Source organism: Variovorax sp. V15, from assembly GCF_041154425.1.
In the GTDB taxonomy this organism is placed as follows: domain Bacteria; phylum Pseudomonadota; class Gammaproteobacteria; order Burkholderiales; family Burkholderiaceae_C; genus Variovorax; species Variovorax guangxiensis.
This window is the reverse complement of sequence record NZ_AP028659.1, coordinates 3,480,896-3,505,966: the sequence shown is the minus strand read 5'-3', so window position 1 is coordinate 3,505,966 and position 25,071 is coordinate 3,480,896. Positions and strand designations below refer to the sequence as shown.

Sequence of the window (25,071 nt, the reverse complement as noted above, 5' to 3'; positions counted from 1 at the left end):
GCAATCGGGTGCACCGCGAGCACACGTCGGGCGTTGCGTATCCACTCGGGCGCTGTCCGCCCAGGCCTGGAGCCACTGTGAACTTCAAATCTCGATCTTCTGTTTTCAAGCTGGCGGCCATCGGTGCCGTCATCGCCGGCGCGCTGCTGGCGGCGGGAGCCGCGAACGCGCGCGGAAGCTGGTCGGTGCAGATCGGCACCCCCGGCTACGTGGCCGGCGGCTACCCGGCGCCGTACTACGCGCCGCCACCGGTCTACAGCTATCCGGCACCCATCTACTACGCGCCGCCGCCGCCGGTCTACTACCGGCCGCCGCCCCCTCCGGTGTACTACCGCCCGGCACCCATCTACACGCCGCCGCCCGGCCGCATCTACTACGGGCCCGGCTATCCCTACCGCCCGCCGAACGACTGGGACGACGAGCGCGACTGACACTGTCACCTGAATGTTTTCTGAAGCATTGGCATGCCCTCTGGCATGCCAATTTTGTTTCAAGGAGTGACTAAAAAGTCACATTGGCACACATTTTTGTGGTGACTTGGCCCGTCCTGGACACTTGCCTTGCTGTTTTTTGGAGGGCATGCCGCTTGCCTTTAACGCTCCAACAGGCGTCGATACGCCGCAGGAGCGAGGATCATGTTGGAACAGTTGGAGGCCGAGCACACAAGACCGGCCGACGAGGTGGTGTACGTCGCGGAGACGGCGGCCACCCATGAAAACGAGGCGGCGCCCGACGGCTCCCGCTCGCTGAAGGCGGCGGCCGCGTTTTCCATTTCGGCGGCGCTGGCCGCATGCGGCGGCGGCGGAGGAGGGGGTGGGAGCGGCGCCGGGGGCCTTGGCTTCCCCATTGGCGGCGGCACGCCCGGCGCCAACCCGGGCACCACGCCCGACACCGGTCCGTATCACTACCCCCAGGCGCAGAACGACGCCGAAGCCGCGCGCTTCCTGCTGCAGGCCCAGTTCTCGGCTTCCGACGACGAGATCGCCGCCGTGCGCGCCAAAGGCTACCTGCCGTGGCTCAGCGAGCAGCTCGGCGCGGCGCGACAGCCTTCGGCCTGGGAGTGGGTCAACAGCAAGGAGTACGCAGACGTCGAGACCGACGCCATGATCTGGCGCCAGCTCATGACGGCCGCCGACCCGGTGCGCAAGCGCATGGCACTGGCGCTCAGCGAGATCTTCGTGGTCTCGGGCACGGAGATCGGCTCGAGCTGGCCCACGGCCATGATGGCCCAGTACTGGGACATGCTCGCCAACGGCGTCACGGGCAACTTCCGCCAGCTGCTGGAAGACGTGACGCTCAACCCCGCGATGGGCTTCTATCTCAACACCCGCGGCAACAGGAAGGAAGACAACTCCGGCCGCCAGCCCGACGAAAACTACGCGCGCGAGGTCATGCAGCTCATGACCATCGGCCTCTACCAGCTCGAGGGCGACGGCACGGTGAGGACCGGCGCCGACGGCCAGCCCATCGAGACCTACGTGCAGAACGACGTGACCAATCTGGCGCGCGTCTTCACCGGCTACGACCTCGACATCCGCTCGTCCGAGCGCAACGCCTTCACTCCGCCCGGAGCCAGCTACACCATCGAGACCAACGCGTGGACCACGCGTCCCATGGCCTACAAGGCCTCCAATCACTCGATGCTGGAGGCGCGCTTCCTGGGCGCCACGGTGCCCGCGGGCACGGACGGTCCGGCGGCGCTGAAGATCGCGCTCGACACGCTCTTCAACCATCCGAACGTCGGGCCTTTCATCGGCCGGCAGCTGATCCAGCGGCTGGTCACGAGCAACCCGAGCCCCGCCTACGTGAAGCGCGTGGCCGACATCTTCGCCAACAACGGCGCGGGCGTGCGCGGCGACATGAAGAGCGTGTTCGCCGCAGTGCTGCTCGACGACGAGGCGCGCGGTCCCGCGGGCCTTTCCGATCCGAACTTCGGCCACCTGCGCGAGCCCATGCTGCGGTTCGTGCAATGGGGCCGTACCTTCGGCATCGGCTGCGCATCGGACAACTGGAACATCGGCAACACCTCCGACCCCAGTTCGAGCCTGGGCCAGTGCCCGCTGCGCTCGCCCTCGGTGTTCAATTTCTTCCGGCCCGGCTACGTGCCGCCCTCGACCGCCATCGCCAGCAACAAGATGGTCGCGCCCGAGTTCCAGCTGGTCAACGAGACCAGCGTGGGCGGCTATCTCAACTTCCTGCAAGGCAGGCTGCAGAACGGCTTCGACAACAAGGACGTGATCGCCACCTATACGGCCGAGAAAGCGCTGGTGAACGACCCCGCCGCGCTGGTGCGCCGGCTCAACCTGCTGCTCACCGGCAACCAGCTCTCGGCCGCCACGGTCGCGCTGATCACCGACGCCCTGAGCAAGGCGCCGCTGGCGAACCCCTCCACCGACGCCCGAAGGCTCGACCTCATCTGCGCCGGCGTGCTGCTGGTGATGGGCTCGCCCGAATACCTCGTGCAGAAATGAAGAAGAAAGAAGCCGGAGCGAACCGAACATGCACCTGATCGATCCTGCCCGCCACACGCGTCGCGCCTTCCTGCGCCGCTCGGGCCAACTCGCGATGGCCGGCACCGCGCTGCCGTTCGCGCTCAACCTCGCCGCCATGGGCGAAGCGGCCGCCCAGGCCGCGCCGGGCGACGACTACAAGGCGCTGGTCTGCGTCTTCCTCTTCGGCGGCAACGACTACGCCAACACGCTCGTCAACTACGACACGGACAGCTACGCCAAGTACAGCGCCATCCGTGGCGCCATCGCGCTGCCTTCCGACGCGGCGCTCGCGGCCACCGAACTCAAGCCCGCCGTCTCGCTCGCCAACGGCCGCAAGTACGCGCTGAACCCGGCAATGACCAGGCTCACCACGCTGTTCGACGAAGGCAAGATGGCCGTGCAGCTCAACGTAGGCCCGCTCGTCAAGCCGCTCACGCGCGCACAGTTCAACGGCACGAACCGCAGGGACTTCCCGATCCCGCCCAAGCTGTTCTCGCACAACGACCAGCAGTCGATCTGGCAGTCGTCATCGCCCGAGGGCTCGACCATCGGCTGGGGCGGCAACCTCGGCGACCTGATGCTCGGCGGGCAGCGCAATGCTTCGCTGTTCACCTGCATCTCGGTGGCGGGCAACGCGGTGTTCCTCTCGGGCGACGAGGCGCTCCAATACCAGGTCGGCACCGGCGGCGCGGTGCGCATCAACAGCGTGAGCCCGGCCACCGGCAGCGTCTACGGCTCGTCGGCCGTCAAGGCGGCCATGCAGCAGCTGGCGCAGCAGGGGCGCAGCCACACGCTGGAGAACGAATACAACAAGGTCACGCTGCGCGCCGTCGAGGCCGAAGGCAAGATCACCGCCGCCATTCAGGCCAACGACCTGAACGGCAACTTCCCGACCGGCAACAATCTGGCCGACCAGCTCAAGATGGTGGCGCGCCTGATCCGTGGGCGCACCTCGCTGGGCGTGAAACGCCAGGTGTTCTTCGTCTCCATGGGTGGCTACGACCTGCACGACGACCTCGACACCAAGCAGGGGCCGTTGATGCAGCGTCTGTCCGAGGCCATGACCGCCTTCCAGCGGCAGATGGAAACTCTCGGCGTCTCCGACAAGGTTACCGCCTTCACCGCCTCCGACTTCGGCCGCACGCTCTCGAGCAACGGCAACGGTTCCGACCACGGCTGGGGCAGCCATCACTTCGTGGTGGGCGGCGCGGTGAAAGGCAAGGCCTTCTACGGCACGCCGCCGCCGGTGAGCGTGGGCAACACCTCGGCCGACGACGACCAGTGGCACGTCGGCCAGGGCCGGCTGCTGCCCACCACCTCGGTCGACCAGTACGCGGCGACGCTGGCCAAGTGGTTCGGCGTGCCTGATCAAGACCTCAACGGCATCCTGCCGAACCTGAAGAATTTCAACAACATCACCGCGCCGAGCGGCATCAGCTACCCGCGCGACATGGGGTTCATGACATGAACACAGCAATGAGCAGCATGGCCAGCATGAGCGCCATCGGCGGCCTCAACGGCATGGAGGGCGGCGCCAGCGTCAACTTCAGCGCCGACCCACCTGAGCAGGCACACGCCCCCGCGCGCAACAAGGGCGTGACCCACGTGCGCCCCTTTACCAGCGTCGATGCCGCTGTCGCGGCGGTGGAATCGCTGGACCGCGATCTCAAGAAGTTCGAGCTCGCGGTGGCCGACAGCCTGCAGGACTACCTCGGCGTGCAGATGGCGCAGATCACCGACTGCGCGCTGGCGCGCGGCTGGGAGCCGGTCAGCTTCATGCAGCGCGACGGCTTCCGCGTGTATCGCTACGAAGCCATGCGCAGCCCCCGCAAGAGCAAGAAAGGTGCAGCGGGGAAGACCGATCGCGCCTAGCCAGCCGATGCCAGGATTTGCCCCAGCTTCTCGATGTCGACCGGCTTCTGCAGGTGATGGTCGAAGAGCCCCTCGGCCGAGCGGCCGCCCGCGTCCTGCGCGGAGAAGCCCGAGATGGCGACCAGCAGCTTCGGCGTGCCTTCGCCGGTGCTCTCGCGCAGCCGCCGCGCCACTTCGGCGCCGGGCAGGTCGGGCAGGCTGAGGTCGATCAGCGCCGCGTCGAAGCTCCCGGCGGCGGCCGCGTCCAGCGCCTGGCGTGCCGTGTAGGTGCATTGCGCGGTGTGGTCGTGCAGGCTCAGCAGCTCCTGCAGCAGGTCGGCCGAGGCCTGGTTGTCATCGACGATCAGCACGTTCACTGGGGGTTCTTCTTTCCGTCAGGTTGGGCGTCAGATTGATTGGGAAGTATGGCGGGCGCCTGCAGCGGCAGCTCGACCGTGAAACGCGACCCTTCGCCCGGCGCGCTTTCCACGCCGATGCGCCCGCCGTGCAGGTCCACGATCTTGCGGGTGATGAAGAGCCCGAGGCCCAGTCCGGCCGCGTGCTTGCGGCTGTCGTCGGTGCGCTCGAACTGCTCGAAGATGCGGGCCTGGTCCTCGGGCGCGATGCCGATGCCCTGGTCGCGCACGCTCACCTGGGCCGTGTTGCCCAGCTGCCGAACGACCATCTCGACCGGCTTGCCGCCGCCGTAGCGCAGCGCGTTGGTCAGCAGGTTGGTCAGCACCTGCTCGATGCGGAACTCGTCCCATGCGCCGCGCAGTTCGGCAGGCGCCGAGAGCGTGATGGCCGCGCCCGCGGCTTCGGCCTGCTGGCGCAGGTTTTCCACCACCGCGTGCGCGAGCGCCGCCAGATCGGTCGGCTGGGGCTTGATGGACAGCGCGTCGCGCCGCATGCGCGTGACGTCGAGCATGTCGTCGATCAGCCGCACCATGTTGCGGATCTGCCGCTGGTCGCGCTCGATCATCGCGGGCAGGCGCTCGGGCGAGAAACTGGCGAGATTGCCCTTCGCCAGATGCAGCTGCCGCAGCTGCGCCTCGAGGTAGAGGGTGTTCAGCGGCGTGCGCAACTCGTGCGACACCATCGACATGAAATCGTCGCGCATGCGCACCGCGCGCTCCAGGTCGTGCTGCGTCTGCTGCAGCTGCTGCACCAGTTCTTCCTGCTTCTTGTGGGCGGCGGCGAGCGAATCCATTTCGTGGCGCAGCGCCTTGCGGTGCTGGTAGAGGTCGACGAACACGTTCACCTTGCTGACCACCGCGTGCGGGTCCAGCGGCTTGTGCAGGAAGTCGACCGCGCCGCTCTCGTAGCCCTGGAAGGCGTAGTTCAGCTCGCGACCCGCGGCGCTCACGAAGATGATGGGGATGTGCCGCGTGCGCTCGGTGCCGCGCATCAGCTCGGCCAGCTCGAAGCCGTTCATGCCGGGCATCTGCACGTCGACGATGGCGAGCGCGAATTCGTGCTCCAGCAGCAGCGCCAGCGCGGCGTCGGCCGAACCGGCGCGGTAGGCGATGCGGCCGGGCGCGCGGATCAGCGCCTCCAGCGCCAGCAGGTTTTCGGGCAGGTCGTCCACGAGCAGCAGCTTGCTTTCGATGTCAATGTTCATGGACGGCTTCCAGTTGGAGCAGCAGGTTGCGCAGTTCGCGCAGGGGCAGCACGTAGTCGGGGATATGGCGCGCGATGGCGGCCTGGGGCATGGTGGGAATCTGGGCTTCCCCGGGTTCCTGCACGGCGGTGAGCCCGCCGGCCAGGTGGATGCGGTGCAGGCCTTGCGCGCCGTCGTCGTTCGCGCCGGTCAGGAGGAAGCCGGCGAGGGCGGGGCCGTAGGCATCGGCGGCCGAGCCCATCAGCAGGTCGATGGACGGGCGCGAGAACAGCACCGGCGGCTCGCAGCTCAGCGAGAAGGTGCGCTCGCGCTCGATCGACAGGTGATAGCCCGGCGGCGCGAAGTACAGGCTGCCGGCCGAAACCGGCATCTTGTCGTTGGCCTCGTGCACGGGAATCGGCAGGCGCTGCGCGAAGATCTCGGCCAGGCGGCTCTCGTGCTCCTCGGGCAGGTGCAGCACCACCGCCATCGGCAGGCGCCAGCTGGGCGGCAGGTCTTCGAGCAAGACGCAGAGCGCGTCGATGCCGCCGGCCGAGGCGCCAAGCACCACGGCGTCCACGCGCTTGCGGATGGGGAAGCGCAGCTGGCGTTTCATCTGGCCCGTCATGCGGCTTTCTTGCGGTAGATGCGTTCGGCGCGCGCATGCGCGTCGAAGCGGTCGGCGTAGCCCGAGAAGTCGATGCTCTCCTTCGAGCCCAGTCCCAGAAAGCCGCGGTGCGACAGCGACTCGTGGAACAGGCCCAGCGCCCGGTCCTGCAGCTCGCGGTTGAAGTAGATCAGCACGTTGCGGCACGACACCAGCTGCGTCTCGGCGAACACGCTGTCGGTCGCCAGGCTGTGGTCGGCGAAGATCACGTCGGCGCACAGCGAGGGGTCGAAGCGCGCGGCCTCGTAGGCGGCGGTGTAGTAGTCGGAGAACTCGCTGCGTCCGCCCGCGCGCTGGTAGTTGGTGGTGTAGCCCCGGATGGCCTCCAGCGGGAAGATGCCCTGCCTGGCCTTCTCCAGCGAAGCCGGGTTGATGTCGGTGGCGTAGATCTGCGTGCGCGCGAGCAGGCCTTCCTCGCGCAGCAGGATGGCCAGCGAGAACACTTCCTCGCCCGTGCTGCAGCCCGCCACCCATACCTTGACGGAAGGGTAGGTGTGCAGGATAGGCACCACGTGCTGGCGCAGGGCGAGGAAGTACGACGGGTCGCGGAACATCTCGCTCACCGGGATCGTCAGGAACTGCAGAAGCCGGCCGAAGAGGGCCGCATCGCGCAGCACCCGCTCCTGCAGCGCCGAGATGCTCGGCAGCCCGAGCTGGTCGAGCGCGTGCAGCACGCGGCGCTTCTGCGAGGCCACCGTGTAGTTGCGGAAGTCGTAGCTGTACTTGAGGTAGATCGCCTCCATCAGCAGCCGCAGCTCGATCTCGGTGTCGCTCAGCGGCGGCAGCGGCGCCGCGCCGTTGCCGTTCTTCGGATTGCGCGGGCTCGTGGTCACAGCCGCTCCATCTTCGGCAGCCAGACGCGCAGCAGCGAGAACAGGCGCTCCAGGTCCACCGGCTTGGCGAGGTAGTCGTTGGCGCCGGCGGCCAGGCATTGCTCGCGGTCGTCCTTGGTGGCCTTGGCGGTGATGGCGATCACCGGCATATGGGCGAAGCGCGGGTCGCCGCGCAGGCGCCGGGTGGCTTCCAGGCCATCCATCTCCGGCATCATCACGTCCATCAGCACCAGGTCGATCTCGCTGACCTGGTCGAGCTTTTCGAGCGCCTCGCGGCCGTTGCGGCCGATCTCGACGATGGCGCCGCGCTGCTCCAGCGCGCTGGTCAGCGCGAAGATGTTGCGCACGTCGTCGTCCACCAGCAGGAGGGTACGGCCCTCGAAGATGCGGTCGCGCCCGCGTGCCGTCTTCAGCATGCCCTGGCGCTCGCTCGAAAGCTCGGCCTCCACCTTGTGCAGGAAGAGAGTCACCTCGTCGAGCAGGCGTTCCGGCGAGCGGGCGCCCTTGATGATGATCGAGCGCGAGTAGCGCTGCAGCTCGGTCTCTTCGTCGCGCGTGAGGTTGCGCCCGGTGTAGACGATGACGGGCGGGAACGACACGATCTCCTCCGCCGCCATGGCCTTGAGCAGCTCGCTGCCCTGCATGTCGGGCAGCTTCAGGTCGGTGATCATGCAGTCGAACACGCGGGTGCGCAGCAGCTCCAGCGCCTCCTCGCCGGAGCCGACGGCGACGATCTCGATGTCGTCGTCGCCGATCAGCCTGATGACGCTCTCGCGCTGGAGTTCGTCGTCTTCCACCAGCAGCACGACCTTGACCTTCTGCGTGAGCTTTTCTTCCAGCCGGCCGAACACCTTCATCAGCTCGTCGCGGGTGGCCGGCTTCAGCGCATAGCCGACGGCGCCCATCTGCAGCGCCGCGCCCTGCGCGCTCTCGGCGGCCGAGACCACGTGGATCGGGATGTGCCGGGTGTGCGGCGAATCCTTCAGCCGCTGCAGCAGGTCGAGGCCGGTGCTGTCGGGCAGGCGCATGTCCAGCAGGATCGCGTCGGGCAGGAACTGCGAGGCCAGCTCGAAACCGTCGGCCGCGCCATGCGCCACCAGGCAGCGGTAGCCCAGCTCGTGCGCCAGGTCGTAGAGGATGTGCGCGAACTGCGGCTCGTCCTCGATCACCAGCACGCGGCGCACCTGGTCCCGCGGCAGGCTGCGGTCGTCGGCGAACTGCGGCGCAGGCACCGGCGCGGGAGGGTTGGGCGCCAGCGTGGGCTGCGCGTGGGCGGCAGGCGAGTGCGCGGAGCGGGGCGTGTAGACGGCCGGCGGCTTCTGCTGCTGCTGGTAGTCCGGCGAAGCCTGCGGCGCCCTGGCCGGCAGTTCGAGCACGAAGGTGCTGCCCTGGCCCGGCGTGCTGTCGACGGTGAGCATGCCGCCCAGCAGCTGCGTGAGGTCTCGCGAGATCGACAGGCCCAGCCCGGTGCCGCCGTAGCGCCGGCTGGTGGTGCCGTCGGCCTGGCGGAACGCTTCGAAGATCAGCTCGTGCTGCTGCGGATCGATGCCGATGCCCGAGTCGGATACCGCGAAGGCCGCGCCGCCGCCCGCCGCCGGCGAGATCTCCAGCTTCACCTCGCCGCTGTCGGTGAACTTGATCGCGTTCGACAGCAGGTTCTTCAGGATCTGCTCCACCCGCTGCCGGTCGGTGAGCAGCGAGACCGGTGCATCGGGCTGCAGTTCGAGCCTGAATTTCAGGTTCTTCTGCATGGCCAGCGGGCCGAAGGTGCTCTCCAGGCTGTGGGCCAGCCGGGCCAGGGGCACGTCCTCGGTCACCACCTCGAGCTTGCCGGCCTCGACCTTCGCGATGTCGAGGATGTCGTTGATCAGCACCAGCAGGTCGTTGCCCGACGAATAGATCGACTCCGCGAACTTCACCTGCTCGCTGGTCAGGTTGCCCTGCGGGTTGTCGCCCAGCAGCTTGGCGAGGATGAGCGCGCTGTTGAGCGGCGTGCGCAGCTCGTGGGACATGTTGGCGAGGAATTCCGACTTGTAGCGGCTGGCGCGCTGCAGTTCGTCGGCGCGGTCTTCCAGGTCGCGCTGCACGCGGCGCAGCGCGGTGTTGCGCTGGTCGAGCGCCTCGGTGCGCTCCGAAAGCTGGCTGTTGGTCTGCTCCAGCTCGGCCTGCTGGTTCTCCAGCATGGCCTGCGAGGCGCGCAGCGCGCGCGACTGTTCTTCCAGTTCCTCGTTGGCCGTGCGCAGCTCTTCCTGCTGCACCTGCAGCTCCTCGTTGAGCTGCTGGGTCTCGGCCAGCACCTCCTGCAACTGCTCGCGGTAGCGCGCCGCCGCCAGCGAGGTGCCGATGTCGTCGGACACCATCTCGACCAGCTGGCTGCCGCGCTCGTCCAGCGCGCCAGGCAGTCCGAGCTCGACCACGCCGTTGACCATGCCGCTGCTGGCCACCGGCACCAGCAGCACCGCCTTCGGCGCCATCTCGCCCAGGCCGGAGTTGACTCTCAGGTATTCGGCGTCGATCGGGTCGATCAGCATGCGCCGGTTCTCGGCCGCGGCCTGGCCGACCAGGCTTTCTGTGGGCGAGAAGACCTGCGGCATGGCCTCCGCGGCGCTGGAGAAACCGTAGCTCGCCGCCCGGCGCAGCGGGCCGTGGCGCTCGCGCACGTAGATGGCGCCCACCGAGGCGCCCAGGTGGCGCGAGAAGAAGGACAGGATCTTGCGGCCCATGTCCGGCGCGCTGAGCTCGCCCACCAGGTCGCCCACCAGTTCGGTCTGCGCGCCGCGCAGCCAGGCCTCGTGCGCCAGCCGGTCGTTATGGCCCGCCTGTTCTTGCAGCACCACGTCGTAGCTGTCCGACAGCCGCACCAGCTGCCTGCGTCCGAAGTAGGCCACCAGCCCCGTGAAGCCCAGCGTGAACAGCAGGAACAGGCCGACCACCCACCAGGCGGTGCGGTTTGCCTCGTTGTTGCGCTGGAAGCGCAGGGCCTGCTCGGTTTCCATGAACGCGGTGAACTCGGCGCGCATGCTGTCGGTCAGCCGCTTGCCCCGGCCCAGGCGCACCTGCATCTGGGTGTCCTGGCCGTTGCGGTGCGCCGAGATCAGGTCGGCGGCGTAGTCGTTCCAGCTGGCCTGGATGGCTGCGATGCGGTCGACGCGCTCCACCTGCTGGCGGTTGTCCGCCACGAGCTCGCGAAGCATCGCCGTATCGGCTTTCACGCGGGGCAGGGCGTTCTGGTAGGGCTCCAGGAAGCTCTCGTCGTTGGTGATCAGGAAGCCGCGCATGCCGGTTTCCATGTCGATGCTCTGGCGCTGCAGTTCGCTGGCGGCGCGGGTGACGCGGTCGGTGTGCTCGACCCAGCCGATGGTGGACAGCAGGAACAGGATCAGCCCGACGAACACCACGGCGCCGAACACACCGCCGATCAGGGGGAGCTTGATGTTGCGGCTCAGCAGTCGCTCGAAATCGTCGGGGTCGATCGCGGTGGGGGTTTTCGTCATCGGTGCTATTTGTAAGCAAAACTTGTGAAGTCTGGCCGATAAAAGCGCGTGACCCTGTCGGAAAACATCCCGACAGGGCACCAAGGCGGGGCGCGCAGGGTGGAGTGCCTCGTTATACTGTTATTTCATACAGTAAACGCCAGATGGGCTCCGAACCCTTCAAGCCGCAAGACGCGGCTCCCGCCGTTGCCAGGCACGTAGTGTCGGTCAAGGCCCTGTGCGCCTTCGGCGCGAAGGCAGGCGACCTCGACCTGCGCTTCGTGCCCGCGCCCAGCGCGCTCGAAGGCATGGCCGGGCATGCGCTGGTTCAGCACCGGCGCGGCGGCGAATACGAGTGCGAGGTCGCGCTCGAAGCCACCTGCGGCGCGGTTCACGTGCGCGGCCGTGCCGACGGCTACGAATTCCACCGGGCCAGGGTCGAGGAGATCAAGACCTTCCGGGGCGACTTCGACGCCATCCGCGGCAACCACCGCGCGCTGCACTGGGCGCAGGCCCGCACCTACGGCTGGATGCTGTGCGAGCGCGACGGCCACGACGAGATGGTGGTGGCGCTGGTCTACCTCGACCTCGCCACGGGCGACGAGACCGTGCTGGAGGAGCATCACACCCGAGAGGCCCTGCGCGAGCATTTCGAGCTGCTGTGCGGCCGCTACGCCGCCTGGGCCGCGAGCGAGGCTGCTCACCGTGCCGCGCTCGACGGCACGCTGGCCGGGCTGGAATTCCCGTACGGCAGCTTCCGCGCCGGGCAGCGCGAACTTGCGGAGGCCGTCTACCGCGCCGGTGCGGGCGGGCGCTGCCTCATGGCGCAGGCGCCCACCGGCATCGGCAAGACGCTGGCCACCATCTTCCCGTTGCTGAAGGCCCGTGCGGCCCGCAGGATCGACAAGCTGTTCTTCCTCACGGCCAAGACCTCGGGCAGGCCCGTGGCGCTCGATGCGCTGCGCGTGCTCGACAAGGGCCGGGGGCAGGGCAGGCTGCGCGTGCTCGAGCTCGCGGCGCGCGAGAAGGTCTGCGAGTACCCCGACCGCGCCTGCCACAGCGACGCATGCCCGCTCGCCCGGGGCTTCTACGACCGCCTGCCCGCCGCGCGCGAGCAGGCCGCACAGATGGCGTGGCTGGACCGCGAGGCGCTGCGCGACATCGGCCTCGCGCACGAGGTCTGCCCCTATTTCCTGGCCCAGGAGATGGCGCACTGGGCCGATGCCGTCGTCGGCGACTACAACTACTACTTCGACAGCAGCGCCTTTCTCTACGCCACCATGCGCGAAGACGACTGGCGTGCCGCGGTGCTGGTCGACGAAGCCCACAACCTGCTCGAACGCGCGCGCGGCATGTACACGGCCGAGCTCGACGGCGGCGCGCTCGAGGAGGCCCACCGCGCAGCCCCCGCCGTGCTGCGCGGCCCGCTCGCGCGGGTGTTCCGCGAGTGGGACACGGTGCAGCAGTCGCAGCAGGCCGGCTACGAAACCGCCGACGAGATCCCCGAGCGCTTCCTGCGTACCCTGCAGGCCGCCAACACCGCCATGGCCGAGCACTTCGCGGCCACGCCCGAGGCCTCGCAGGGGCCGCTGCAGCGCTTCTTCTTCGACGCGCTGCACTTCGCGCGGCTGGCCGAAGCCTTCGGCGACCACTCGGTGTTCGAGCGCACGCTGGGTGCCACGCAGCAGGCGCGCCGCCTGGCCATCCGCAACCTGGTGCCGGCGCCTTTCCTGCAGAACCGCTTCGCGGAAGCGGCTTCGGTCACCTGCTTCTCGGGCACGCTGTCACCCTTCGGGTTCTACCGCGACGCCCTCGGCATGCCCGAGGACGCCGCGCTGCTGGACGTGGCCTCGCCATTCCACAGCACGCAGCTGCGCGTCGAGGTGGCGATGCACGTGTCGACGCGCTTTCGAGACCGCGCGGGCTCGCTGCGCAACGTGGCCGACATCATCGGCGCCCAGTTCGAGCGCCTGCCGGGCAACTACCTGGCCTTCTTCAGCAGCTTCGACTACCTGGAGAAGGCCTGCGCCGCCTTCTCGCTGCGGCACCCCGGCGTTCCCGTGTGGACCCAGACGCGCGGCATGCGAGAGGCCGAACGCCAAGGCTTCGTGGCGCGATTCGAAGAGGGTGGGCAGGGCGTCGGCTTCGCGGTGCTGGGCGGCGCTTTCGGCGAGGGCATCGACCTGCCGGGCAGCCGCCTGATCGGCGCCTTCGTGGCCAGCCTGGGCCTGCCCCAATACAACGAACTCAACGAGATCACGCGCGAGCGCATGCAGGCGCGCTTCGGCAAGGGCTACGAGTACACGTACCTCTACCCCGGCCTGCAGAAAGTGGTGCAGGCCGCCGGCCGCGTCATTCGTACCGAGGAAGACCAGGGCGTGCTGCACCTGCTGGACGACCGCTTCGCACGCGCCGAGATCCGTGAGCTGCTGCCGCGCTGGTGGGACGTGCGAATGGTGAAGGACTGATGCGATGGGTGCCGGCCGGAGGAATTCGCCTTCGGGCGGGCGCAATTGCAAACTATTGGGGCCTGGCGCGCTCTCAATTGAAAAACATCTCAGAGGAGAACTCAATTCAATTGCTGGACTGAATTGTAAACTTTTGGGCGAATCTAGAATTAAAAACCGAATTCAATGAGGAGAAAATTCCATGCAATCAGATCGCCCGATCGAACAATCAGCCATTCCTGAAAAATCGCGCAGGCAATTCCTGCAAAAGGGTGCGCAGGCAGCCACGGCGCTCCTGGGCACTTCGGTCATAGGCGCTTGCGGCGGCGGTGGTGATGGAGGCAGTGGAGCGGCCAGCACCTCCAATCTCTCAGCCCTGCTGCCTGCCTCGGCAAATCCTGCGGGTCCGATTTCACCCGAGTCTTCCGCCGCACCGCCAGCGGCCGCAATGCCGGCCCTGGTAAAAAGCCCGGTCATCCATTCCTTTTCTCCGAGCCTGGAAAAGCGAGGCAAGGTAATTGTCATCAGCGGCGCCGAATTCGACTCGAGTGCTTCGGTTTGTTTTGGAGAGGTCGTTGCGACCAGGCTCAGCGTCGATTCTCCGAACCAGATTTCGGTTTTCGTGCCCGATTCGGCAAAGGACGCGGAAATCATCGTCCGTACCGCCGGCGGCGAAGCCAGATCGAGCCGCAAATTCGAAGTCGCGCTGGTGCCGGAGTCGGCCAGGGACTATCGGCTCGCGTGGCACGACGAGTTCGAAGGCAGCGCGCTCGACCCCGCCAAATGGGCCGCGGTCACCGGCGTGCGCGCCAACGCGGTCCAGACGCCCGAAGCCGCCACGGTGGCGGACAGCGTCCTGAAGATCTCGACCTACACCGACCCTTCGGCCGGCACCCATCACACCGGTTTCCTGCGCACGGCCCGGCTCTACGAATTCCGCTTCGGCTACATCGAGGCACGCGTGCGCTTCGCATCGAAGCCGGGGCAGTGGAGCGCGTTCTGGCTGATGTCCAATGCGAACAAGGCGGCCACGCCGCCCGATCCTGCCCCCGGGGTGGAGGTGGACATCATCGAGCACCGGGCGGTCCGCGGCACCGGCAAAGCGTCCGAAACAGGCGTCGACGTCAGCAAACAGTTCTCGGGCGCAGTGCACTGGAACGGCTACGAGATAGGCAAGACCATCAGCCGCAACACCGGCCAGCAGCAGCTGCCGGCAGGCCAGTCGTTTTCCGAGTGGCACACCGTGGGCCTGCTGTGGACCCCGGAGGGCTACGAGTTCTACCTCGACGGCGCGGCGACACCCTACGCGACCATCAAGGAGGGCGTGTCGCTGAGCAACCAGTACATCAAGCTCACCTGCGAGATCAAGGACAACGACTGGGCAGGCAATATTCCTTCCAGCGGCTACGGCCCCTTGGGCGCCGGCACGAACGCGACCATGGAAGTCGACTGGGTCCGCGTCTGGCAGGCCGCCTGAGATGACGCGCGCCACCAGACGCCTCGAACACGCCGGACAGCCCGACCTGTTCGGCGAGGCGCCGGTGGCTGCCATCGAAGGGCTTCGCTACGAGAACGGATTCCTGTCGCGCGAGGAGGAGGCCGGCCTGCTGGCCATCGTGCAGGCCCTTCCGCTCAAGGAAATGCGCTACAAGGAATACACCGCCCGCCGCAGGGGCACGAGCTTCGGCGGCAGCTACGACTTCGACACCAACCGCCTGAAGCCCGGCGCACCGCTGCCTCCGGAGTTGCATCCGCTTCGCGACAAGGCGGCGGCCTGGGCCGGCATCGCGCCCGAAGAACTCACGCACATGCTGATCGCCGAATACCGCCCCGGCACGCCGTTGGGCTGGCATCGCGACGTGCCCGATTTCGAGGACATCGTCGGCGTTTCGCTGAACAACGACGCCGTGATGCAGTTCAGGCCCTACGTGCCGGGCGCGGCGGCGTCGGGGCCGGTCACGCTTGAATTCCTGATCGAGCCGCGCTCCGTGTACCTGCTGCGCGGGCCGGCGCGATGGGCATGGCAGCACGCGATCGCGCCGACCGAGGCGCTGCGCTACTCCATCACCCTGCGTACGCGGGCTCATCGTGTCCGGACTGCTCCCGCGCCTTCCCCTTCTTCTCGTTCTTCCGCGGCGCGAACAGCGGGGCTGCCGCCGACAGGTCGCTGATCCACGCTTCCCACGCCGATTCGCGCTGCGCAGGGTCGCCACGCAGCAGCGCCGAGGGATGCAGCGTGACCAGCACGCGCCGGCCCGCCGGGTCTTCAAGCCACTGGCCGCGCAACCTGGTCACGGCCACCGGGCGCCCGAGCAGCGATCGGGCCGCCACGGCGCCCAGCGCCACGATGGCGTGGGGCCGCACCAGCTCCAGTTCGCTTTCCAGCCAGTGATGGCAGGCCTCGGCTTCGCGCTGCCCCGGCGTCTTGTGCATTCGCCGCTTGCCGCGCCACTCGTACTTGAAGTGCTTGACGGCGTTGGTCACGTACAGCTTCTCGCGCGACCAGCCCAGTTGCGCCACCGCCCGGTCGAAGAGCCTGCCGGCCGGGCCGACGAAAGGGCGGCCGGCAAGGTCTTCCTTGTCGCCGGGCTGCTCGCCGACCACCATCAGCACCGGCCGTACCGGGCATTCGCCGAACACCGACTGCGTCGCGTACTGCCCGATGGGGCATTCGCGGCACGCGTCGGTCGCTCTGGAGAGCGTGCGCAGCCCGGCTTGCGCGTCGCGCACGGAAATCCGTCGGCCGCGCATGCCGCCCTGGCTGCTCAGGCGGCCGCCGCCATGCTCCGGCATTCGGTCTCGCACTGCCGGCAGGCTTCGGCGCAGCGCTGGCAGTGGTCCATGTCATGGCTGCCGCATTCGGCGGCACAGCGCTGGCAGATCTCGGCGCACATGCCGCATGTGACAACGATGTTCTCGCCGCCGCGCGCCATCACGGCAGCGGCGAAGGCGCAAGCCGCGGCGCAGTCGATATCCAGCGCGATGCAACGCGCCATGCCGCTCCTGCCTTCAGCCAGGCAGGCGGCCGCGCAGCGATTGCACGCCAGCGCGCAGTCATTGCACGCCGCGATGCAGCGATCCATGGCGTCGCTCGTGTTCAGTGCCGCGGTGGTCATTGCGCACCTCCGCGGCGGGCCTGCAGCTGATTGCTGCCGCCTACGTGGCTCTCGCGGTCGCTGCGGCTCTCGGGCGTGCGCCGCGGCTCGTTCTTCGGGGTGGCCGGCTGGTTGCCGGCCTTGTTGTGCTGCGTGGGCAAGCTGTCGTGCTCGTCGGTGGTGACGGCGTCGGGATTCTGGTGCGGGGTCTGTTTGGGGGATGTCATGGGGACGGAACTCCTTCGAAAGAACGGGTTGAAAAACTGCTCGTCATGGTCTTTCTGCTGTGTCCCGCGAGGCATGCATGTGGGAATGGGCCGACCCCGCGCGTCGTCCCCGGAGGGCAAGCCGGCTTCCTGGTCAGGCCCGAGTAGGCAATCAGCAACGCCGGACAACGCCGACGCCCGGCATGACCGTCTTCTTACCCACGGCGCATATGCCGCGCCCAGCATGAAAGCTCCTCAACCAACTGCAGGAGCACCACATGCCAAGAGGCGACAAGTCGTCCTACACGGACAAGCAGAAGCGGCAGGCCGAGCACATAGAGAAGGGCTACGAGCATCGCGGCGTCGGCAAGGGCGAGGCTGAGCGCCGCGCGTGGGCCACGGTGAACGCCGAGACCGGCGGTGGCAAGAAGAGCGGTGGTGGCCGCGGCAAGGCCGAGAACCACGGGCCTTCGCGCAAGGGCGGAAAGCTGGGCGGTGCGGCCGCGGCGCACCGCACCGCGGCCGAACGATCGGCCTCCGCGAAGAAGGCCGCCGCCACGCGCAAGCGCAACGCCGAGAAGCGCGGCTGAACGGAACGCGGAGGCTGACGATGCACATCATCCCGGGAGCGACCGGCCACGTCGGCTCGGCGCTGGCGCAAGCCTTGCTCGAACGCAGCGAGCCGGTCACGGTGGTCACGCGCGACGCGCACAAGGCCGAGGCGCTTCGTACCAAAGGCGCGCACGTGGCGCAGGTCGACGTGTTCGACACACACGCGCTGCACCAAGTGTTCAGGGGCGGAAAGCGCGTGTTCGTGCTGAATCCTCCCGCGCCGCCGTCTTCGGACACGGTGGCCGAGGAGCACAGGAGTGTGCGCGCCATCGTTTCGGCGCTCGAAGGCTGCAAGCTCGAGAAGATCGTCGCCGAATCGGCCTACGGCGCGCAGCCGGGCGAAGGCATCGGCGACCTCAGCGTGCTGTACGACCTGGAACAGGCGCTCGCCGAGGGCTCGGTGCCGTTCAGCGCGCTCCGAGCCGCGTACTACATGAGCAACTGGGACACCGCGCTGGAAACCGCGCGCAAGGAAGGCAAGGTCCACAGCATGTTCCCCGCCGACTTCACGCTGCCCATGGTGGCGCCGCACGACCTCGGCCAGTACGCCGCGAAGCTGATGCTGGGCCCCGCCGAATCGTCGGGGCCGCACCACGTCGAAGGGCCCGAGCGCTATTCGCCAGGCGACGTGGCGCGGGCTTTCTCCGAGGCGCTCGGAAAGCCGGTCGAAGTGGTGGAGACGCCGCGCGAACAGCTGGAGCAGGCCTTCGGGCAGCTGGGCTTCTCGGACGCCGCTGCGAAGTCTTATGCCGCGATGACGCGCGCCACGATGGACCAGCATTACGAACCGGCCAGCAAGCCGGTGCGCGGGACGATCTCGCTGCGCGATTACATCGGCAGGCTGGTGAACAAGAGTTCGGGCTGAGTCAGGCGGTCCGCGAGGACTGCTGAAACCGGCCACGACGGATGTCCGAAATTCGCGCGCTTCGCCGCCGAGTCCCGAGAACCGGACATTCGTGACCTGTTTCTGGCGTCAGCCGGACAACTTGCGCTTTCCGGCCATGCGGCCGAGAAGGCAAGAAGCCGGCTTGTTCCACGACGTTGCTCCGAACGCAGGCGCTACGCCGCGGAACGTCGCTGAACCGGCCTTCATTTCACACGCTTGAGAGCGGTTTGCCGCCCCCTGAACGCGTCGATACGATCCCGCGCCTTGCCCTCACGAAAGGACCGCGCGGGTGCCTCCGACAACTGCTTTTTCCTCATCTTCCAACGCCGACCTGCAACAGCGCAGCCGGCGACATGTGTGGCATCCGTGCACGCAGAGCATCCGGCTCGAAGCGGTGCCGCCGCTGCCCATCGCCCGCGGCGAGGGCGTGTGGCTCATCGACCAGGAGGGCCGGCGCTACATGGACGCCACCAGCTCGTGGTGGGTCAACCTGTTCGGACATGCGCATCCGGCAATCAACGCCGCGCTGAAGCAGCAACTCGACACGCTTTCGCACGTGATGCTCGCAGGCTGCACCCATGCGCCGGCGGTGGAGTTGGCGCAGCGGCTCTCCGCGCTCACGGGTGGCGCGCTCGGGCATTGCTTCTATGCGTCCGACGGCGCCTCGGCAGTGGAGATCGCGCTGAAGATGAGCTTTCATTTCTGGCGCAATGCCGGCCGCGGCGACAAGCGGTGCTTCGTCGCACTGAAGCACGGCTACCACGGCGAAACGCTGGGTGCGCTGCACGTGACCGACGTGCCGGTGTTCCGCGACGCCTATGCGCCATTGCTCGCGAACGCGCATCTGGTGGCCTCGCCCGACGCGCGCAATGCCGCTGCGGGCGAGAGCGCGGCCGATGCCGCCAGCCGCGCCGCCGCCGAACTCGAAGCGCTGCTGGCCGAACAGCACGACACCATCGCCGCCGTGATCGTCGAGCCGCTGGTGCAGTGCGCCACCGGCATGGCGATGCACGACCCCGAATACCTGCGCCGCGTGCGCGCGCTTTGCGACCGGCATGGCGTGCACCTCATCGCCGACGAGATCGCGGTGGGCTGCGGGCGTACCGGCAGCTTCTTCGCCTGCGAGCAGGCAGGCATCTGGCCCGACTTTCTCTGCCTCTCGAAGGGCATCAGCGGCGGCTACCTGCCGCTGGCGCTGGTGATGGCGCGCGACGCCATCCACGACGCCTTCATCGACGACGACGCGGCGCGCAGCTTCCTGCATTCGCATTCCTACACCGGCAATGCGCTGGCCTGCCGCGCGGCGCTGGCGACGCTGGACCTGTTCGAGGCCGAGGACGCCTTGCGGCGCAACCGGGGCAGGGCGCAGCGCCTGCTGCAGCGGTTGAGCGGCGTACTCGAAGGCCGCGCGGTCGACCATCTGCGGCAGCGCGGGATGATCACCGCCTTCGACGTGCGCGAGCCCGGTGCCCGCTTCGCCGAGCGTTTCCACCTCGCGGCGCGCGCGCAGGGGCTGCTGATGCGGCCCATCGGCAACACCGTGTACCTGATGCCGCCGTACGCCATCGGCGACGGCGAGATCGACCTGCTGGTCGACGGCACGCTCGCCACGCTGGATGCCGTGCTGACCACGAATCCGAGGCAGGAAGGAGCCCGCGATGTCGCGCTTGCTTGACCGCCTGCAGGGCGAGATCGACGCGCTCGACGCCCAGTCGCTGCGCCGCCGCAGGCAGATCGCCGAAACAGCCTGCGCGCCGCTGCAGACGCTGACGCTGGCCGGCAGCAGCGCAGCGCGCACCATGCTCTGCTTCAGCAGCAACGACTACCTCGGGCTCGCGGCCCATCCCGCGCTGGCGAAGGCATGGGCTGAAGGCGCCGCGCTGTACGGCACGGGCAGCGGCGGCTCGCACCTGATCCTCGGGCACTCGCGCGCGCACGCCCAGCTCGAGGAAACACTCGCCGGCTGGATGTCGCCCTTCATCCCGGAGGCGCGCAGCCTGTTCTTCTGCACCGGCTACATGGCCAACCTCGCGGTGCTGTCGGCGCTCGGCGGGGCGGATGCCGTCATCTTCTCGGAGTCGCTCAACCACGCCTCGCTGATCGACGGGGCTCGGCTGGCCAAGGCGCGCGTGGAGCGCTACGCGCACTGCGACGTGGCCGCGCTCGACGTGCAGCTCGCCGCCTGCTACGCGCCGTTGAAGCTCATCGTGAGCGACGCGGTGTTCAGCATGGACGGCAACATCGCGCCAGTGGCCGCGCTGCTCGCGCTGGCCGAGAAGCACGATGCCTGGCTGGTGATCGACGATGCGCACGGCTTCGGCGTGCTAGGCGATACCGGGCGCGGCGTGCCCGAGGCACTGGGCCTGCATTCGCAGCGGCTGGTGCTGGTCGGCACGCTGGGCAAGGCGGCGGGCGTGTCGGGGGCCTTCGTGGCGGCGCATCGCACGGTCATCGACTACCTGGTGCAGCGCGCGCGGCCGTACATCTTCACCACGGCGGCGCCGCCGGCCGTCGCGCACGCGCTGCTTGCGAGCCTGGCGCTGATCGGGGGCGAGGAGGGCGCGCAGCGCCGTGCGCAACTGAAGGAGCGCATCGCCCAGCTTCGCCTGGGGCTGGAGGCTGTGCTGCCGGCGGACGGCAGTGCGTGGCTGCCCGATTCGCCAACCGCGATCCAGCCGCTGATCGTGGGCGACAACGCGCGCGCGATGCTGACCACGGCGCAACTCAATGCGCACGGGTTGCGCGTCGGCGCGATCCGCCCGCCGACAGTGCCGGCGGGCACGGCGCGGCTGCGTATTGCGCTGTCGGCCAGCCACACGGAGGCCGATGTCGCGCGGCTGGTCGATGCGCTGGGCGAGGCCCTCGCCAGCCAGCAGTTGACGGAGACGGCATGACGCAGCAGCGCCGCTGGTTCGTCACCGGCACCGACACCGGCATCGGCAAGACGCTCGTCAGCAGCGCCATGCTGAGCCTGCTGGCCGGATCGGGCCTGCGCGCGGCCGGCATGAAGCCGGTGGCGGCTGGCCTCGAAGAGGTCGACGGCGCCTGGCGCAACGAGGACGTGGAGCAGTTGCATGCCGCCGGCAACGTCGATGCACCGCTGGAGCTGCGCTGCCCCTATCTGCTGCGCGCACCGATGTCGCCGCATCTCGCGGCAAGGCAGGAGGGCGTGAGCATCACGCTGCAGCCGCTTCTGTCGGCCTTCGAAGAGCTCTCGGCCCGCGCCGACGCGGTGGTGGTCGAGGGCGTGGGCGGCTTCTGCGTGCCCTTCGGCGACGACCTCGACAGCGCCGACCTGGCCGTGGCTCTGAAACTGCCTGTGATCCTGGTGGTGGGGCTGCGGCTGGGCTGCCTCAACCACGCGCTGCTGAGCGCCGAGGCGATCCGCGCGCGCGGGCTGGTGCTGGCGGGCTGGGTGGCGAGCATGGTCGATCCGTCGATGCTCGCGCCGCAGGCCAATCTGCAGACGCTGCGCGCGCGGCTTGGCGCGCCCTTGCTCGGCATCGTGCCGCACCTGGAGAAGCCCGACGCATCCAGCGCGGCCCGCCACATCGACCTGCGCGCGCTGCGGGCGACGGCGGCACATGCCGCGCGCCGAGCCGCATCGCCCGAGGAGACCTCAGCCGCGCAGGCCTGATTCCGCAAGCCGCTTGCCGCGCACGCCGCCCTGGCGCTCCAGCATCCAGCCGGGGTACTCGGCCGGCAGCGCGCTCACCTTGTCCAGCGTGGCAAGTTCGTCGGCCGTGAGCTTGATGGCGGTGGCGGCGATGTTGTCGTCCAGTTGCTCGACGCGCTTGGCGCCGATGATCACGCTGGTCACCACCTGCTGGTGCAGCAGCCACGCCAGCGCGATCTGCGCCACCGACACGCCGCGCGACTCGGCCAGCCCGCGCATCACGTCGATGCAGTCGTAGGCGCGTTCGACGTTCACCGGCGGAAAGTCGAAGCTGGTGCGGCGGCTGCCTTTCTCTGCCTCGGCGTTGCGGCCGTACTTGCCGCTGAGCAGGCCGCCCGCGAGCGGGCTCCACACCATCAGGCCGACGTTCTCGCTGCGCAGCAGCGGCACCAGCTCGCGCTCCAGGTCGCGCCCGGCGATGGTGTAGTAGGCCTGCAGCGATTCGAAGCGTGCCAGCCGGTCGCGCTCGGCGATGCCCAGGGCCTTGGCGATCTGCCAGGCGGCCCAGTTCGACACGCCCACGTAGCGCACGTGGCCCTGGCGCACCAGGTTGTCGAGCGCGTGCACGGTCTCCTCGATGGGCGTGACCGGGTCGAAGCCGTGGATCTGGTAGAGGTCGATGTGGTCGAGCTGCAGGCGCCGCAGGCTGGCCTTGACGCCATCCATGATGTGGAAGCGCGAGGCGCCGGCCGAGTTGACGCCTTTGCTGCCGGTCTCGCCCAGCACCTTGGTGGCCAGCACGAAGCTGTCGCGCGGCACCTTGAGGTTCTTCAGCGCCTGGCCGGTGATGACTTCCGACTGACCTTCCGAATACACGTCGGCCGTGTCGATGAAGTTGATGCCGGCATCCAGCGAGCGGCCGATCAGGCCTTCGGCCTCCGACTGCTGCAGGTTGCCGATCTGTCCCCAGATGCCGGAGGAGCCGCCGAAGGTCATGGTGCCCAGGCAGAGTTCGGAAACGAAAAGGCCGGTGCGGCCGAACTTGCGGTATTGCATGGAGAGGTTCCTTTGTGGGAAGAGGCCGAAGAAAGAAAGGATGAAGAAGAAAGAGTCAAAGGCTCGATCCGCGGGAAAAAGTATCCCGCCGCCGTCCGTCCCGCGGCGAGTGCGTTCCTGCAAAGTATTTGCCTGATTCTCCAGACCTCCCGCGCGGGGCGTGCGAAGCGGCGGGAGGAGCGCTAAGCTTCCGCTCGCTCATTCCTCCAGGGGCCGTGCGGTCGTTTCCGCGGCTCCCCATCGCGACAAGGCTCCAGAAACATGTCCGACGAAACACCCGAAATCGCCGCCGCCATCGCACAGCCGATGCCGCTCGAACCCGAACTCGAAGAAGCCCGCAAGCAGCTCGTGGCGCTCATCGAGCACATCACGCAGGGGCAGGAAGGCACCGTCGTCACCGCGGTACCCGGCCTGCAGGTGTTCTGCATCCGCAAGCCCGAAGGGCCCAAGCACGGCTTCGCGTCCCCCGCGCTGGGGCTGATCGCACAGGGCTCCAAGCGCATCATCGTGGGCGATGACATCTACGTGTACGACCCGATGCACTACCTCGTGACCTCCGTCGACCTGCCCGTGTGCGGCCAGGTGTGCGTGAAGAGCGAGGACGAGCCCTACCTGGGCGTGCGGCTCGAACTGGCCATCGACGAGATCGGCGACCTCATCGGCGACGAGAAGCTGCCGGCCAAGGCCAATGCGCCGGCCTCGCGCGGCATGTACGTCAACCGCATCGCCATGCCGGTGCTGGAGCCGGTGCTGCGCCTGCTGCGGCTGCTCGACACGCCGGAAGACGTGCCCATCGTGGCGCCGCTGATCAAGCGCGAGATCATGTACCGCCTGCTGGTCAACGGCGAGGGCGCGCGGCTGCGGCAGATCGCCCTGCAGGACAGCCACACGCAGCGCATCACCAAGGCCATCAGCGCACTGCGCATGAACTACGCCCAGTCGCTGCGCGTGGAAGACATGGCGCGCGCGGTGCACATGAGCGTGTCGTCGTTCCACCATCACTTCAAGGCCGTGACCGCGATGAGCCCGCTGCAGTACCAGAAGCAGCTGCGCCTGCAGGAGGCCCGTCGGCAGATGCTGATCGCGGGCGCCGACGTGGCGAGCGCCGCGCACAGCGTGGGCTACGAGAGCACCTCTCAGTTCGCCCGCGAGTACGGCCGCATGTTCGGCGCGCCGCCGCTGCGCGACAAGCGCCGCTGGCTGGGCGAGGCGGGCAACGACGCGATGGGCGCGGCTTCCATGGAGGCTGCGTGAACCTGTCGGCACGCGGAGCTGCGCCGCGTGGCTGAATCGAAGATCGCCATCTACGGCGCCATCGGCGCCAACGTGGCGATCGCTGCCACCAAGTTCGTCGTCGCGGGCATTACCGGCAGCTCGGCGATGCTGTCGGAGGGCGTGCACTCGGCGGTCGACACCTTCAACGGCGTGCTGCTGCTGGTGGGCCTGCACCTGAGCAAGCGGCCCGCGACGGCCGAGCATCCGTTCGGGCACGGCAAGGAGCTCTACTTCTGGAGCCTGATCGTCGCGGTGCTGATCTTCGGCCTGGGCGGCGGCGTGTCGTTCTACGAGGGCGTGCAGCACATCCGCCAGCCGGAGCCGATGCGCGATCCGTTCTGGAACTACGTCGTGCTGGCCGCGGCGGCGCTCTTCGAGGGCACGAGCTTCCTGATCGCGCTCAGGCAGTTCCGCGCGCAGGCACGCGGATTGCCCTTCTGGCAGGCGCTCGACCGCAGCAAGGACCCGACCACCTACACCGTGCTGGCCGAAGATTCGGCCGCGCTGGTGGGCCTGGCGGTCGCCGCGCTCGGCATCTACCTGAGCCATGCGCTGAACATGCCGGAGCTCGACGGCGTGGCCTCGGTGATCATCGGCGTGCTGCTGGCGGGCGTGGCGGTGGTGCTGGTCGCGCAGGCGCGCGGGCTGCTGATCGGGGAGGGCATCCGCCCCGAGACCGCCCGCGCCATCCGCGCGATGGCCATGGAGCAGGAATGCGTGGAGGAGGTGGGGCACATCCTCTCGATGTACATCGGCCCCGACGAGGTGCTCGTGATCGTCGACGTCAACTTCAAGGACGACACGCCCACCGGCGAAGCGGCCGATGCCATCGCGGCCATCGAGAAGCAGGCGCGTGCGCGGTTCCCGATGATCAGGCGGATCTTCATCGAGGCGAGCGAGGCGCCCGTTCCCGCCAAGACCAGCGGCGCCTTGTAGCACTTGCCGCGATTTCTTGCGTCGTC

At 68.3% G+C, this 25,071-nt stretch carries 23 protein-coding genes and 1 pseudogene; 15 read left to right on the top strand and 9 right to left on the bottom strand.

Going from position 1 to position 25,071, the window contains the following annotated elements; all coding sequences use genetic code 11:
- Positions 1–77 precede the first annotated feature (77 nt).
- From ACAM57_RS16520 to ACAM57_RS16505, 4 genes are all read left to right on the top strand, one after another.
- Positions 78–431 (top strand): hypothetical protein, encoded by a 354-nt coding sequence (locus ACAM57_RS16520; RefSeq protein ID WP_126019588.1) that lies wholly within the window; start codon positions 78–80, stop codon positions 429–431.
- 204 nt (positions 432–635) lie between these two features.
- Positions 636–2,471, top strand: a complete 1,836-nt coding sequence (locus ACAM57_RS16515; RefSeq protein ID WP_369658202.1) for a DUF1800 family protein — start codon at positions 636–638, stop codon at positions 2,469–2,471.
- Between the two features lie 28 nt (positions 2,472–2,499).
- On the top strand, positions 2,500–3,960 hold the full coding sequence (locus tag ACAM57_RS16510) for a DUF1501 domain-containing protein (protein ID WP_369658201.1): 1,461 nt from the start codon (positions 2,500–2,502) through the stop codon (positions 3,958–3,960).
- Positions 3,957–4,364, top strand: a complete 408-nt coding sequence (locus ACAM57_RS16505) for a hypothetical protein (RefSeq protein ID WP_369658200.1) — start codon at positions 3,957–3,959, stop codon at positions 4,362–4,364. The genes ACAM57_RS16510 and ACAM57_RS16505 overlap by 4 nt, the downstream gene beginning before the upstream one ends.
- On the opposite strand, the gene ACAM57_RS16500 is transcribed toward ACAM57_RS16505, so the two are convergent.
- Genes ACAM57_RS16500 through ACAM57_RS16480 form a run of 5 tightly spaced genes read right to left on the bottom strand, consistent with a single transcriptional unit; the run spans position 4,361 to position 10,937 of the window.
- Positions 4,361–4,720 carry a response regulator gene (locus ACAM57_RS16500; RefSeq protein ID WP_126019594.1) on the bottom strand — a complete coding sequence of 120 codons (360 nt, stop codon included), beginning with the start codon at positions 4,718–4,720 and terminating at the stop codon, positions 4,361–4,363. The genes ACAM57_RS16505 and ACAM57_RS16500 overlap by 4 nt on opposite strands.
- Positions 4,717–5,964 (bottom strand): ATP-binding protein, encoded by a 1,248-nt coding sequence (locus tag ACAM57_RS16495; protein ID WP_369658199.1) that lies wholly within the window; start codon positions 5,962–5,964, stop codon positions 4,717–4,719. The genes ACAM57_RS16500 and ACAM57_RS16495 overlap by 4 nt, the downstream gene beginning before the upstream one ends.
- The gene (locus tag ACAM57_RS16490) at positions 5,954–6,571 is read right to left on the bottom strand and encodes a chemotaxis protein CheB (RefSeq protein ID WP_369658198.1); all 618 of its coding nucleotides are present in this window, start codon (positions 6,569–6,571) and stop codon (positions 5,954–5,956) included. Before ACAM57_RS16490 ends, ACAM57_RS16495 begins: the two co-directional genes overlap by 11 nt.
- The gene (locus tag ACAM57_RS16485) at positions 6,568–7,443 is read right to left on the bottom strand and encodes a protein-glutamate O-methyltransferase CheR (RefSeq protein WP_311737013.1); all 876 of its coding nucleotides are present in this window, start codon (positions 7,441–7,443) and stop codon (positions 6,568–6,570) included. Before ACAM57_RS16485 ends, ACAM57_RS16490 begins: the two co-directional genes overlap by 4 nt.
- On the bottom strand, positions 7,440–10,937 hold the full coding sequence (locus ACAM57_RS16480; RefSeq protein ID WP_369658197.1) for a response regulator: 3,498 nt from the start codon (positions 10,935–10,937) through the stop codon (positions 7,440–7,442). The genes ACAM57_RS16485 and ACAM57_RS16480 overlap by 4 nt, the downstream gene beginning before the upstream one ends.
- A gap of 143 nt (positions 10,938–11,080) precedes the next feature.
- On the opposite strand from ACAM57_RS16480, the gene ACAM57_RS16475 reads away from it, so the two are divergent.
- The 4 genes and pseudogenes from ACAM57_RS16475 (at position 11,081) to ACAM57_RS16460 (ending at position 15,534) form a co-directional block, all read left to right on the top strand.
- Complete coding sequence (locus tag ACAM57_RS16475) at positions 11,081–13,384, top strand: helicase C-terminal domain-containing protein (protein WP_369658196.1); 2,304 nt, start codon at positions 11,081–11,083, stop codon at positions 13,382–13,384.
- A gap of 181 nt (positions 13,385–13,565) precedes the next feature.
- Positions 13,566–13,973, top strand: a pseudogene (locus ACAM57_RS16470) (hypothetical protein); the annotation flags it as partial.
- 12 nt (positions 13,974–13,985) lie between these two features.
- Entirely contained in the window at positions 13,986–14,840 is an 855-nt protein-coding gene (locus ACAM57_RS16465) for a family 16 glycosylhydrolase (RefSeq protein WP_369662447.1), read from the top strand.
- Between the two features lies 1 nt (position 14,841).
- Positions 14,842–15,534 (top strand): alpha-ketoglutarate-dependent dioxygenase AlkB, encoded by a 693-nt coding sequence (locus ACAM57_RS16460; RefSeq protein ID WP_369658195.1) that lies wholly within the window; start codon positions 14,842–14,844, stop codon positions 15,532–15,534.
- On the opposite strand, the gene ACAM57_RS16455 is transcribed toward ACAM57_RS16460, so the two are convergent.
- Genes ACAM57_RS16455 through ACAM57_RS16445 form a run of 3 tightly spaced genes read right to left on the bottom strand, consistent with a single transcriptional unit; the run spans position 15,428 to position 16,685 of the window.
- Positions 15,428–16,156: a UdgX family uracil-DNA binding protein gene (locus ACAM57_RS16455; protein ID WP_369658194.1), complete on the bottom strand. Its 729-nt coding sequence runs from the start codon at positions 16,154–16,156 to the stop codon at positions 15,428–15,430. The genes ACAM57_RS16460 and ACAM57_RS16455 overlap by 107 nt on opposite strands.
- Complete coding sequence (locus tag ACAM57_RS16450; protein WP_240650482.1) at positions 16,129–16,479, bottom strand: four-helix bundle copper-binding protein; 351 nt, start codon at positions 16,477–16,479, stop codon at positions 16,129–16,131. The genes ACAM57_RS16455 and ACAM57_RS16450 overlap by 28 nt, the downstream gene beginning before the upstream one ends.
- Positions 16,476–16,685 carry a hypothetical protein gene (locus ACAM57_RS16445; RefSeq protein ID WP_184638047.1) on the bottom strand — a complete coding sequence of 70 codons (210 nt, stop codon included), beginning with the start codon at positions 16,683–16,685 and terminating at the stop codon, positions 16,476–16,478. The genes ACAM57_RS16450 and ACAM57_RS16445 overlap by 4 nt, the downstream gene beginning before the upstream one ends.
- 257 nt (positions 16,686–16,942) lie before the next feature.
- Between ACAM57_RS16445 and ACAM57_RS16440 the strand changes: the two genes are divergently transcribed.
- The 5 genes from ACAM57_RS16440 (at position 16,943) to bioD (ending at position 21,799) form a co-directional block, all read left to right on the top strand.
- Positions 16,943–17,254, top strand: a complete 312-nt coding sequence (locus ACAM57_RS16440; protein WP_126019609.1) for a plasmid stabilization protein — start codon at positions 16,943–16,945, stop codon at positions 17,252–17,254.
- 20 nt (positions 17,255–17,274) lie between these two features.
- A complete protein-coding gene (locus ACAM57_RS16435) occupies positions 17,275–18,141 on the top strand; it encodes an NmrA family NAD(P)-binding protein (RefSeq protein ID WP_369658193.1) in 867 nt (288 codons plus the stop codon).
- A 310-nt stretch (positions 18,142–18,451) separates the two neighbouring features.
- Complete coding sequence (gene bioA, locus ACAM57_RS16430) at positions 18,452–19,837, top strand: adenosylmethionine--8-amino-7-oxononanoate transaminase (RefSeq protein WP_369658192.1); 1,386 nt, start codon at positions 18,452–18,454, stop codon at positions 19,835–19,837.
- Positions 19,821–21,056, top strand: a complete 1,236-nt coding sequence (bioF, locus tag ACAM57_RS16425) for an 8-amino-7-oxononanoate synthase (protein WP_369658191.1) — start codon at positions 19,821–19,823, stop codon at positions 21,054–21,056. The genes bioA and bioF overlap by 17 nt, the downstream gene beginning before the upstream one ends.
- Positions 21,053–21,799: a dethiobiotin synthase gene (gene bioD / locus ACAM57_RS16420; protein ID WP_369658190.1), complete on the top strand. Its 747-nt coding sequence runs from the start codon at positions 21,053–21,055 to the stop codon at positions 21,797–21,799. The genes bioF and bioD overlap by 4 nt, the downstream gene beginning before the upstream one ends.
- On the opposite strand, the gene ACAM57_RS16415 is transcribed toward bioD, so the two are convergent.
- Complete coding sequence (locus ACAM57_RS16415) at positions 21,782–22,834, bottom strand: aldo/keto reductase (RefSeq protein WP_369658189.1); 1,053 nt, start codon at positions 22,832–22,834, stop codon at positions 21,782–21,784. The genes bioD and ACAM57_RS16415 overlap by 18 nt on opposite strands.
- Positions 22,835–23,095: 261 nt before the next feature.
- Here ACAM57_RS16415 and ACAM57_RS16410 point away from each other — a divergent pair, with 261 nt between their 5' ends.
- Positions 23,096–24,088, top strand: coding sequence for an AraC family transcriptional regulator (locus tag ACAM57_RS16410; protein WP_184638033.1), 993 nt, complete (start codon positions 23,096–23,098; stop codon positions 24,086–24,088).
- 27 nt (positions 24,089–24,115) lie between these two features.
- Positions 24,116–25,045, top strand: coding sequence for a cation diffusion facilitator family transporter (locus ACAM57_RS16405; protein WP_369658188.1), 930 nt, complete (start codon positions 24,116–24,118; stop codon positions 25,043–25,045).
- Positions 25,046–25,071: the final 26 nt, after the last annotated feature.

Excerpts from the sequence above, each read along its gene's own strand:
- ACAM57_RS16515 (WP_369658202.1), top strand. The coding sequence starts at position 636 with ATGTTGGAACAGTTGGAGGCCGAGCACACAAGACCGGCCGACGAGGTG.
- ACAM57_RS16510 (WP_369658201.1), top strand. The coding sequence starts at position 2,500 with ATGCACCTGATCGATCCTGCCCGCCACACGCGTCGCGCCTTCCTGCGC.
- ACAM57_RS16505 (WP_369658200.1), top strand. The coding sequence starts at position 3,957 with ATGAACACAGCAATGAGCAGCATGGCCAGCATGAGCGCCATCGGCGGC.
- ACAM57_RS16495 (WP_369658199.1), bottom strand. The coding sequence starts at position 5,964 with ATGAACATTGACATCGAAAGCAAGCTGCTGCTCGTGGACGACCTGCCC.
- ACAM57_RS16490 (WP_369658198.1), bottom strand. The coding sequence starts at position 6,571 with ATGACGGGCCAGATGAAACGCCAGCTGCGCTTCCCCATCCGCAAGCGC.
- ACAM57_RS16480 (WP_369658197.1), bottom strand. The coding sequence starts at position 10,937 with ATGACGAAAACCCCCACCGCGATCGACCCCGACGATTTCGAGCGACTG.
- ACAM57_RS16475 (WP_369658196.1), top strand. The coding sequence starts at position 11,081 with ATGGGCTCCGAACCCTTCAAGCCGCAAGACGCGGCTCCCGCCGTTGCC.
- ACAM57_RS16460 (WP_369658195.1), top strand. The coding sequence starts at position 14,842 with ATGACGCGCGCCACCAGACGCCTCGAACACGCCGGACAGCCCGACCTG.
- ACAM57_RS16455 (WP_369658194.1), bottom strand. The coding sequence starts at position 16,156 with ATGCCGGAGCATGGCGGCGGCCGCCTGAGCAGCCAGGGCGGCATGCGC.
- ACAM57_RS16450 (WP_240650482.1), bottom strand. The coding sequence starts at position 16,479 with ATGACCACCGCGGCACTGAACACGAGCGACGCCATGGATCGCTGCATC.
- ACAM57_RS16445 (WP_184638047.1), bottom strand. The coding sequence starts at position 16,685 with ATGACATCCCCCAAACAGACCCCGCACCAGAATCCCGACGCCGTCACC.
- ACAM57_RS16440 (WP_126019609.1), top strand. The coding sequence starts at position 16,943 with ATGCCAAGAGGCGACAAGTCGTCCTACACGGACAAGCAGAAGCGGCAG.
- ACAM57_RS16435 (WP_369658193.1), top strand. The coding sequence starts at position 17,275 with ATGCACATCATCCCGGGAGCGACCGGCCACGTCGGCTCGGCGCTGGCG.
- bioF (WP_369658191.1), top strand. The coding sequence starts at position 19,821 with ATGTCGCGCTTGCTTGACCGCCTGCAGGGCGAGATCGACGCGCTCGAC.
- bioD (WP_369658190.1), top strand. The coding sequence starts at position 21,053 with ATGACGCAGCAGCGCCGCTGGTTCGTCACCGGCACCGACACCGGCATC.
- ACAM57_RS16415 (WP_369658189.1), bottom strand. The coding sequence starts at position 22,834 with ATGCAATACCGCAAGTTCGGCCGCACCGGCCTTTTCGTTTCCGAACTC.
- ACAM57_RS16410 (WP_184638033.1), top strand. The coding sequence starts at position 23,096 with ATGTCCGACGAAACACCCGAAATCGCCGCCGCCATCGCACAGCCGATG.